The 4,578-nt window shown below is 28.5% G+C and carries 8 protein-coding genes; 4 read left to right on the top strand and 4 right to left on the bottom strand.

Annotation, left to right across the window (positions count from 1 at the left end; all coding sequences use genetic code 11):
• Together SOR77_RS02950 and SOR77_RS02945 are read right to left on the bottom strand one after the other, a co-directional pair.
• Nucleotides 1-941, bottom strand: a 941-nt coding sequence (locus SOR77_RS02950; RefSeq protein ID WP_320635703.1) for a glutamate-cysteine ligase family protein, incomplete at its 3' end; no start/stop codon positions are given.
• Between the two features lie 138 nt (nucleotides 942-1,079).
• Nucleotides 1,080-1,643, bottom strand: a complete 564-nt coding sequence (locus tag SOR77_RS02945; protein ID WP_320635702.1) for a manganese efflux pump MntP family protein — start codon at nucleotides 1,641-1,643, stop codon at nucleotides 1,080-1,082.
• Between the two features lie 91 nt (nucleotides 1,644-1,734).
• Here SOR77_RS02945 and SOR77_RS02940 point away from each other — a divergent pair, with 91 nt between their 5' ends.
• The 4 genes from SOR77_RS02940 to SOR77_RS02925 all read left to right on the top strand — a co-directional run bounded on the left by SOR77_RS02940 (nucleotide 1,735) and on the right by SOR77_RS02925 (nucleotide 3,676).
• The gene (locus tag SOR77_RS02940) at nucleotides 1,735-2,244 is read left to right on the top strand and encodes a HutD family protein (protein WP_320635701.1); all 510 of its coding nucleotides are present in this window, start codon (nucleotides 1,735-1,737) and stop codon (nucleotides 2,242-2,244) included.
• Between the two features lie 49 nt (nucleotides 2,245-2,293).
• Nucleotides 2,294-2,644 carry a hypothetical protein gene (locus SOR77_RS02935; RefSeq protein WP_320635700.1) on the top strand — a complete coding sequence of 117 codons (351 nt, stop codon included), beginning with the start codon at nucleotides 2,294-2,296 and terminating at the stop codon, nucleotides 2,642-2,644.
• Between the two features lie 277 nt (nucleotides 2,645-2,921).
• A complete protein-coding gene (locus tag SOR77_RS02930) occupies nucleotides 2,922-3,239 on the top strand; it encodes a hypothetical protein (RefSeq protein ID WP_320635699.1) in 318 nt (105 codons plus the stop codon).
• Between the two features lie 143 nt (nucleotides 3,240-3,382).
• Entirely contained in the window at nucleotides 3,383-3,676 is a 294-nt protein-coding gene (locus SOR77_RS02925; RefSeq protein WP_320635698.1) for a hypothetical protein, read from the top strand.
• Between the two features lie 76 nt (nucleotides 3,677-3,752).
• Here the strand turns inward: SOR77_RS02925 and SOR77_RS02920 are convergent, their stop codons facing one another.
• The gene (locus tag SOR77_RS02920) at nucleotides 3,753-3,989 is read right to left on the bottom strand and encodes a glutathione S-transferase N-terminal domain-containing protein (RefSeq protein WP_320635697.1); all 237 of its coding nucleotides are present in this window, start codon (nucleotides 3,987-3,989) and stop codon (nucleotides 3,753-3,755) included.
• Between the two features lies 1 nt (nucleotide 3,990).
• The gene (locus tag SOR77_RS02915; RefSeq protein ID WP_320635696.1) at nucleotides 3,991-4,230 is read right to left on the bottom strand and encodes a glutathione S-transferase N-terminal domain-containing protein; all 240 of its coding nucleotides are present in this window, start codon (nucleotides 4,228-4,230) and stop codon (nucleotides 3,991-3,993) included.
• Nucleotides 4,231-4,578 lie beyond the last annotated feature (348 nt).

The following is a 4,578-nucleotide window of genomic DNA, read 5'->3' as shown; positions in this document are numbered from 1 at the left end:
ACTCCATCCATCATTCTAAACTCAAGATAAGTTTTTAATCTAACATCAGGAAATACTATTGAAATGGCATGGAAGATTTCATCATCAGAATCATTTTCAGGGTCGAATAATTCCTTGAAAGGCTTTTTATTGACGCTTATAATTTCTCCATTTCTCTCCACAAATATTGGAGTAGTATCCAAAATAAATTTGGCATATCTCTGATAAGACATGTCATCAAAAGCAAAATCTAATAAGCCGGAACGAGACTTATCAGTCTTTTCCCAAACCATTTGCCTTATATTATATTTTTTATAAGGCTCTTCTTCAAAAATATATCCATTGTCAAAAGCTGCATATAGAATTGGCGCTATGGCACTGGCTAGAAAGTATTTTCTAATACAATCTTTTTCGTCAGAATAATCGATAGTAACTTGTACAGAAGCAGTGCCTTTCATCATATTCCAACCCATGTTGTTATCTCCATTTAGAGAATTAAAATGCTCAAACATATGGTTGTATCTAATCTTAGGAATTAATTTAATATCTTGAATTTTAGAAACAGGATTATATCCAAGAGGCACTAAAATTTGATTTTTCTTAGCAAAGATAGGAAGAAGAATACCTAAAATTTCCTTGTAATCTTGATATAACTGTTCTATTGAAAGTTTGGATTTTATACTAATTTCAAATTGAGCACCCGGTTCAAGTGAAATAGAAAACTTATCAGTGTCACAACCTAATATAGATTCATTATTATAATAAGGTTTAGCATTTAAAGTTTTACAAATTTCAAGTAAAGTTTCTCCCAATCCATTTTCGCCGTAATAAGAAATGGATTTGAGAGAGCTTTTATCTAATACAAAGTGTTCAAATTCTAAACCGACAGTGAAATCTTTATAATCAGTTTCACCTTTTTTAAAGTAATTTATAACACGCTCTAATTGTTTATTGTAGTCCATTTGAACCTCCTTTTCTAAACATTTATACCCAAAAATAAACATGGAAAAAAGAGTGAAAAAATAAATTTTAAAATAAATTTAAAATAAAAGAGATGAGAAAATATAATGATAATATCTACTCATCTCTTTCATAGTATTTTATTTTAGAAAAAATAAATGTTGTATTAAGATTTTAACGCCCATTGCAATTAATATAACTCCACCGGCAAATTCAGCAGCTTGTTTATACTTGATGCCGAATATATTGCCAAGTGTTACTCCAAACATTGATATGACTAAGGTTATAATTCCAATTAAAATAGAGGCTGAATAAATTTCAACATTTAAAAATGCAAAACTTATTCCAACAGCCATTGCATCTATAGAAGTTGCAATTCCAATTAAAACTAAAGACTTAAAGTCAAAACCCGAATCCAAATCACAAGTTGCGACCCTCGATTCCTTAATCATATTAAAACCTATGTAAGAAAGTAAAAAGAATGCAACCCAATGGTCTATACTTTTAATTTTGTCTGCAAATGTACTGGCGAGTAAAAAGCCGAAAATCGGCATAATAGTTTGGAAAATACCAAAACATAACCCAACTTTAAGAGTCTTTGAAAAATCTCTTTTCGTAAGAGATAGCCCTTTGCAGATACTCGCTGCAAAAGCATCCATTGCAAGACCAATACCAATTATAGAAATTGATAAAATTGATTCCATAAAACACCTCGTAAGTATTTTAACATAAAAACAATTATTTTAGTTTTATTATTATTGTGATAACATAAAATTAAGAATTAGGAGGATGACTATGAAAATAACAAGAGAAGAATTTAAAACTACAAATTGGTCTGGCGGAGAGACTTCAGAACTTTTAATAAGTCCGACTACAGCAAGCGTGAGTGAAAAAAATTTTGATTTTAGAATTTCATCAGCTACTTGTGAATTAGACAGCTCAAGCTTCACTCCGTACAATGGATTTACAAGATATATCACACCACTTGATGGGAATTTGAAGATGATAGTAAACGGAACAGAAGTTGAGTTAGAACCTTTTGAAGTGTATAAATTTTCAGGAGCAGACGATGTAACTTCATATTCTAAAATTAGGGACTTCAATTTAATAGTAAAAGAAGAACTTCCAAACAAAATGTATTCTGTGAATGTGGACGGATCGGCGAGAATTGAAGACAAGAGCTTAATATTCTTCTATGAAGACGGAATGAAAGTTGATGGAGAAGAATATCCTGCAATGAGCGCTCACATGGGAGAACACGTTGAAGTAACAGGAAAAGGAAAAATTTTAGTTTGTGAAATATAGGACGAAAAAATATAAATTACTATTAATTATTACCTGTTTTATACTTATCGTGGGTTGCCAAAAGGCAAGTACTAATGCCTTTGAAAAAGAAGATATAAAACTTTTTTCAAATCCAATTTTAACTTACAAAGATAATGATAAAGTAGTGGGAGAGTATTTTGTTAAAAACGAGAAAGATATTGAAAAGAAGATAAAAGTTGATGATTTTAAAGCCTATATAGATAAAAATATGGAGAAAATAAAATCTGGGGAAGTTGGTTTAACTGACGAAGGAAAGTTTTTAATAGATAAGTATTTGCCAAAAGAAGCCGAGCAACTAAAAGGTATCGACACAAAAGTAGAAATGACTACAGGTATGGATGAAAGTGTTGGGGAAGATGCCAACAATACAGTGAAGTAAAGTTTATAAAGTTTGGTTAAATTTTATTCTAAAAGTTAGAAAATTTAAAATTTAGCTTATGAGGTTTAAATTAAAAAGTAATTTAGGAGATTAATATATTTTTCTTAAAGTCTTTTTATTATTTAGATAAATTTGATGCACTAATGCAGGTTTGAATAAAACATTTTCAATTGGAAAAAATAAATGTTGACAAAAAATAATAAAATACAAGTGAAATCGATTTCGAATAAATAAGGCATTTGTAAATAATATGAATTTTAGTTAAAAAGGAAATGTTATGAAAAAAGATAAAAGGCAGAAACTGAGTTTAAAAAATTATATATTTAGCTTTGGAGCAACTTCGTGGATTTTAACTACTCCATTATGTGTAGATATTGGACATGGAGATTTTAATAATCCTACGCCGATAAAGTTTGAAGTCGTAATCTTTTTTATATTGACAATCTTAGGGATTTTAGCAAATCTACATTCAATTTTTATAAGTAGAGAGCTAAAGTGGACTCAGAAGGGATTTGCTTTTATGGTAATTTTATGGCAATTATGCACAATATTGCTAATGAAAGCAATTATTGAACAAAAGGGTTTGTTTTTATAGTAGTTTGTATTAGTAACTTAAATACTTAAAATTAAGAGAGTGCTGAAATTAGCACTCTTTTAAATATTTAATCTTAAATTAGTGAAATATTAATTGTAGTGTGTTAAATTGAATTAGATAAGTAATATAAAAGGGAGAAACTTATGAATAGATACATAATTATAACAATTTTTATATTGTTAATTTTTCTAGAAAGATATATTGCAAATACTTCATTAGATTTAAGAAGACGAATTTACTCAAATAAAAAAGCATTCTATAAATATTTAAAAGATGAAGGCAAAGTCAGCATGTCTTCATTGGGGATATCAATAGAAGAAGATATATATCTATTGGATTTGATGATAGAAAATAAAAAGAAAGACGCAATAAAGTTTTTGATGGAAGAGCATAATCTATCTAAAAAAGATGCGCTGGACTATATTTACAATTTATAAAAGCTACATAAGTTTTAAAGAAAAAGCAGTTAACTATAATCGTCAACTGCTTTTAAGTGTTGTTATAAAGTTTATTTTAAAAATTTGCCTTTAAATATTCAACAATCTCATCAGATTCATACATGATTTTGCCGTCAATATCAAGAGCGGGAACTTGAGTTTTGCCACCTCGTTCATTAAGTTCTGCACGCAGGCCATCAATTTCATCGACGTTTAAAAGTTCGATAGTTTCGATGTTATTTTCGTCCATATAGTTTAATACTTTTACGCAATAAGGGCATGTTGGTTTATAGTATAGTTTTAGATTTTTCATTTTATTCTCCTTTTGTTTTAAGGTAGTTCATTATGTCGAGAGATTCGTACATAATCTTATCTCCTAAATCAAGAGCAGGCACTTGTCTTTTGCCGCCCTTTTCAATAAGTTCTTCTCTTGCTTGAACATTTTCATCAATATTTACTAATTCAACGCCTTCTATTTTATTATCTTCTATAAATTTTTCTACTCTTTTACAAAAAGGACACACTGTTCCGACAAATAATCTTAAATTTTCCATAAGTCACCTCTACAATTTATTTACCCTGAAAACTGATTATTAAACAAATATACTAAAGCATGATAAATTGAATGTGAATTGCAAAATTTTGATTTAAAAATACCAAGAATATAATTAATTGGTGTAATATATAACTGAATAATGTACGAAGGTCTATTAGTGGATGACAGAATAAAAATAATTGTGAGTTAGGATAAATTTTATAACTTTAAAAATTTAAGAAAGCTCTAAATTTGCATATTTTTAAACATAGTTAAGTCCAAAGTTTATATTTTTTGGTATAATGAATCAAGTAGAGGTGAGAATCATGTTATTTAATGATTTTAACGATAATGTTTCAGATTTAAA

Source organism: Peptoniphilus sp. (assembly GCF_034090345.1).
GTDB lineage: Bacteria > Bacillota > Clostridia > Tissierellales > Peptoniphilaceae > Peptoniphilus.
This window is presented reverse-complemented; position numbering and strand designations above follow the sequence as displayed.